We start from the raw sequence: 5,385 nt of genomic DNA on the forward strand, positions 1-5,385 counted from the left end.
AGTCGGAGATTTCTCCATATACTGCTCCCGAACTTTTCTTAAGCGGTTGTAATACGTGTTAGGCTTGATCCCGTTTTCTTTGCACCATTCCCGGATCGTCAGACCGCTTGCCTGTTGCGCTTCGATCTGTGCAGTCCATTCTTGCAGACGTACTTCCTGCTTTATTGTTGTGATGCTTGTCGTATTTGACTGCATATATTTCACCAACTCCTATCTGTCTAATATACTCCAATTAACTCCATGGACCAATTTGGATTTTCCAATTTACTTCATGGTGTTCCTTGGAGTTTATTATACTTCATTAGACTCCGGTGGGGTAGGTGCGGAGGGTTATACGCTTACTATTCATCTCAATTTGTGTCAGCAACAATTATATCATAACATCGAAGTGTTGTCAATACAAACGCCATAGTACTTCTGACCTGACATCAGAAATACTACGGCGAAAAACTTCTATATCAGCGCCGACCTTTACTGTCAGGAGTTTTTATATATGTTATTATAGTCTTACTTAATAGTGATCTCAAAGGCTCTGCTATTAATTTTGCTCACATCCCATTCACCGTTCACTTTCGCCACAAGCACTGTTTTATAAGTCCCGGCTAGAAATTTTTGATGTGTATGTTGTTGTATCGCCATTAATATAATCCATGACCTTCCAATTGTCTGCCGAATATACTGCTATACCGTATTTTTCAGTTCCATCAAGTGATGATCATTTTGCATTACTTAGCATTAGACATATTCCTTTTAATGTTAATGAAGTAACAACAACTGCTGTACTAAAATATATTTTCAATCATAAGACCTTGTATTTTCTGAGCAACTCAAGGTTATGCTCTTTTCTCCTTGCTAGTTCTTCCATTGTCTGATTGTGTATTTCTTCATTTTCAAGAAAAGTTTGTACTCTTTGACGTGATTCACTATATCGCTGTTCAAATTCTAAAAGATTTTTTGAAATTAGCTCCTGTGGAATAGAAAACTGTTTATTTTCTTCATCAATGATTTTCAATGCAGTTGAATATCGCTGTTTAAGATCAGCCAACGGATCATCTAAAATATACCTGATAACTGTATCAGTAAACGGAGCAGCAAGTGATTCATTTATTGGCAAAGAAATAACAGTGATGTAGTCTTTAAATGCACCTTCTTCATAATCAGCTACATCTTTGAGCGTTTTAACATTATCCAGAACAGGAAATATCCAAGTCATAGTTGCATTCAATGAATCTTGAACTGCGTCTGACAAAGGCATATAATCGATAATATCGGTGTAGTCAAAACCGGCATTATCAAATGGCTTGTCTGATATATGCCAATTAAGATAAAACTCCTTTAAACGTTTATACCATATTTCGTTTTGCCGGAATGTGCGGTCAATACAAAGATCTTTGCGGTAAACAGTAGCGATCGCACCAAAGGGTACCAGCTGATTTTTCATATCGTGGATACCGACAATATGTATGATCTCATCGTTGATAACACGAACATACAGGGGCATACGAACTTTAGGCTTTTTAAAGCCCAGCGGTTCAAGTGCCTCACCATAGATCTGCGTAAACAAAGTGTTTAATGTAGGCTTCTTTTCTTCGGCCTTTTTAAAACTGAGTTTTAGTATACTCTCGTCATTTCTAATACCGAGTTCATCACTATCAGCAAGCATATCCACACCCAAAAGTGATGATATCATGCTAAGTCTTTCATCAGCCATGAGATCACTTTCACCGATCAGCTCAATGAGTTTTTCGATATCTGCTTTGTTATTCAGCAGTGGTTTCCAGCATTCGGGCTTTATTTCATTATTTTCCATGCCGTAGATCTCACCATCGCCCACAACGATCCTATCTGCACACTCTCCTGTTTTGTCAAAGAGTTCAAGTACTGCGATATCGCTGTCTGTTACTTCCTCGGTAATACACGGAAGTTTCATGCTTTTTGAAACAGCCTTGGCATCATTAAAAAGTGCTCTTGAATCATCACTGCTGTCCATATCAGCAAGAGTTGCCCACTGCTGATCAACAGATAACGCAATGATATAAGTTTTCACGGCTTCATCGTCATCACATGGCACGAAGCCTTTCTTTTTCATATATGCGTTAAATCCCTTGACAAATTTATCTTTGTCACCTATCTTGAAATGCACTGTATTTGAAAAGTTTCCCATATATTTCTCCTGTAATGCTTGTAAAATTTTATTTGTCAACGATTTTTCATTAAATAATCTTGTATTTTCTGAGCAATTCTAGGTTATGTTCTTTTCTCCTTTCAAGTTCTTCCATTGTCTGCTTGTGTATTTCTTCATCTTCAAGAAATGTCTGTAATCTTTGACAGTATTCATTATATTTCTTATTAAATTTTTCCAGACGTTCCATTATATCTTCTTGTGAAAGATTAGATTTTTTATATGCTTCTTCTCTTCTTTTCAATGCAGTTAAATATCGCTGTTCAAGATCAGCAAGCGGATCATCTAAAATATACCTGATAACTGTATCCGTAAATGGAGCAGCAAGAGATTCATTTATAGGCAAAGAAATAACAGAGATATAGTCTTTAAATGCACTTTCTTCATAATCTGCAACATCTTTAAGTGTTTTAACATTATCCAGAACAGGAAGTATCCACGTCATTGTTGCATTCAATGAATCCTTAACGGCGTCTGATAAAGGCATAAAATCAATAATATCGGTGTAGTAAAAACCAGCCTCATCAAATGGCTTGTCCGATATATGCCAATTAAGGTAAAATTCCTTTAAACGTTTATACCATATTTCGTTTTGTCTGAATGTGCGATCTATACAAAGATCTTCGCGGTAAACAGTAGCGATCGCTCCAAAAGGCACCAGATGCGATTTCATATCATGGATACCGACAATATGTATGATCTCATCGTTGATAACACGAACGTACAGTGGCATACGAACTTTCGGCTTTTTAAAGCCTAAAGGTTCAAGTGCCTCACCATAGATCTGCGTAAACAAAGTGTTTAACGTAGGCTTCTTTTCTTCGGCTTTTTTGAAATTAAGTTTTATTATACTTTCGTCATTTCTTGTACCGAGTTCATCACTGTCAGCAAGCATATCCACACCCAAAAGTGATGATATTTTGCTAAGTCTTTCTTCAGCCAAACCATCACTTTCACCGATCAACTCAATGAGTTTTTGGGTATCAGCTTTGTTGTTCAGCAGCGGTTTCCAGCACTCGGGCTTTATTTCATTTTTTTCCATGCCGTAGATCTCACCATCACCAACAACGATCTTGTCCGCACGCTCTCCTGTTTTGTCAAAGAGTTCAAGTATAGCGATATCGCTGTCTGTTACTTCCTCTGTAATACATGGAAGTTTCATACTTTTTGAAATCGCTTTAGCTTCACTGAAAAGCGCTCTCGTATCATCACTGCTTTCCGAGTCAGCAAGTGTTGCCCAACCCTGATCATCAGAAAACGCAATAATGTAAGTTTTCACGGCTTCGTCATCATCACACGGCACGAAGCCTTTCTTTTTCATATATGCGTTGATACCTTTGACAAATTTTTCTTTGTCCTTGATTTTAAAATGCACAGTATGAAAAAAGTTTCCCATAAAAAATTCCTCCTATAATATTTGCAGACAAAGTGTCATGCTCGATTAGTATATCATAATTGTTATATCTTTGTCAATGTTTATTAATTATGGTATAATTTGGCTATATCATTCTATTTTAGTAAAAAATTTTTATATAATAATCTCTCTGTAATTATATAAAAGTTTTTTACGTTTAGTGGCGAAATAACATTCTTTGAAATACGTATAGGTTGTGCAGTATTAGATTGTAAATGCCGTAATAGGTCATCGGCAAACTTACAAGTGAGTCCGCCGATGCAGCTATATCCATACATCAAGCCTACAATCATTGTTAATGTCAATAACCGTTGCAATTAAGATAGACAACACAATCTTCGTGCATTTTACATTCTTAATATAAAATTTCATCCTATTACGGATCGTAATTTATGTTATTATAAATAGTAACTAATCAAGCTTATTGAAAACACTTATATAATTTCAAGTTCTACATAGACAAATCAATCCCTTCATTTTCTTTCAAAGACTCATCCTCATTTTGCTCAACAACATGAAATCTGTCAACTCCCGGAATAATAGACAGCGACCTACCATTATCCCATTTCATAATCAGTTGCCCTTTATGTAAAGCTTTACATAAGGGTACTTATGGATAGTTAGACATTATGAAAAGCATTATCGTCAGATACGCAGAAACACTGTTCTCATTTCGATAATGCTTTCCATAAAAATATCAGTTGTCACATAGCTTTTTCAAGAATGCCATGAGGTCATTGTCATCATTCCAAGAGGATTTCGGAATATTGGAATCCTCAATGGCGGCTGTATAAGCTGCATCAAGTGCCTCACGCTTGCTTTTTCCATCTACTTTTGCATATACCTCAGTGGTTTTCACGCTCTCATGTCCAAGAAAGTCGCGGATGTATATGATTGCCACCCCAGCATGAAGCAAATGCATTGCCTTTGAATGCCTCATACAATGTGGTGAAAACTTATCAGGAATCATTTCCGGGTGTTCTACCCTTGCTGCTTCCACATACTTTTTGAGTATGTAGGCAACACCAGCTCTGGTCAGTTGCTTGCCTGTGCGGTTGACAAAGAGAAGTTTATCCTTGTTTTCAACGTTGTTTAGACCTGTCTGCTGCAGGTAAGAAGAAATCAGGTCTGCCGTTTTGCTGGATAGTGGCACAATCCTGTCCTTGGCACCCTTCCCGTGAAGTACAATGGTGGAAGGATGTTCTGTCCGAATGTCACCAATTCTGATCTTTGTGATCTCCGTAACACGGGCTGCACAATCATAAAGTATTGTGAGCATGAGGGCATCCCTATATCCTGACCTACGATTCATATCTGGCTGGTTAAGGACGCAGGAAACTCCATCAACGCTCATGTAACTGACAATCGGTTTGGGCTGCTTCTTCATCTTGATGCCGACAATCATACTGGAGGTGTCAAGATACTCGGGAAAAGAATATCCGATATACCTAAAAAAGCACTTAATGGCGGCAAGACGCTGGTTTCTTGTGGATACGGATCTTCCATCATCCTCAAGCTTCTTAAGAAAGCCGAGGATCACATCCTTGGATATGTCGGAAACCACAAGTTTATCCGGGGATTTGCCGAGGTTTTCCTTGCAATACACAAGCAGTTGCTTGAACGTATCCAGATATGATGCAATGGTTGCCTCGGAGTACCCTCGTTCTCCTGGAAGATATACTTGGAAAAACCTTGTGGTGATGTAAGCGAAGGAAGTTACCCTATTCTTCATAACGCACAACCTCTGGAATAGCTCTGGCACATACTTTGTCAGCACGTTCCAAAAAAT

Annotated in this window: 5 protein-coding genes; all 5 read right to left on the bottom strand. The window is 37.9% G+C overall.

The window, feature by feature from the left end; all coding sequences use genetic code 11:
- On the bottom strand, nt 1-195 hold a 195-nt coding region (gene tnpA / locus BM265_RS19225; RefSeq protein ID WP_431768003.1), incomplete at its 3' end, for an IS66 family insertion sequence element accessory protein TnpA.
- 604 nt (nt 196-799) lie between these two features.
- Nucleotides 800-2,164: a hypothetical protein gene (locus tag BM265_RS19230; protein WP_074963528.1), complete on the bottom strand. Its 1,365-nt coding sequence runs from the start codon at nt 2,162-2,164 to the stop codon at nt 800-802.
- A 49-nt stretch (nt 2,165-2,213) separates the two neighbouring features.
- Nucleotides 2,214-3,578 carry a hypothetical protein gene (locus BM265_RS19235; RefSeq protein WP_074963529.1) on the bottom strand — a complete coding sequence of 455 codons (1,365 nt, stop codon included), beginning with the start codon at nt 3,576-3,578 and terminating at the stop codon, nt 2,214-2,216.
- A 469-nt stretch (nt 3,579-4,047) separates the two neighbouring features.
- A complete protein-coding gene (locus BM265_RS21160; protein ID WP_431768004.1) occupies nt 4,048-4,173 on the bottom strand; it encodes a DUF4314 domain-containing protein in 126 nt (41 codons plus the stop codon).
- 120 nt (nt 4,174-4,293) lie between these two features.
- On the bottom strand, nt 4,294-5,385 hold a 1,092-nt coding region (locus tag BM265_RS19245; protein ID WP_207647024.1), incomplete at its 5' end, for a tyrosine-type recombinase/integrase.

The organism is Hominimerdicola alba (assembly GCF_900112155.1).
Lineage (GTDB): Bacteria > Bacillota > Clostridia > Oscillospirales > Ruminococcaceae > Hominimerdicola > Hominimerdicola alba_D.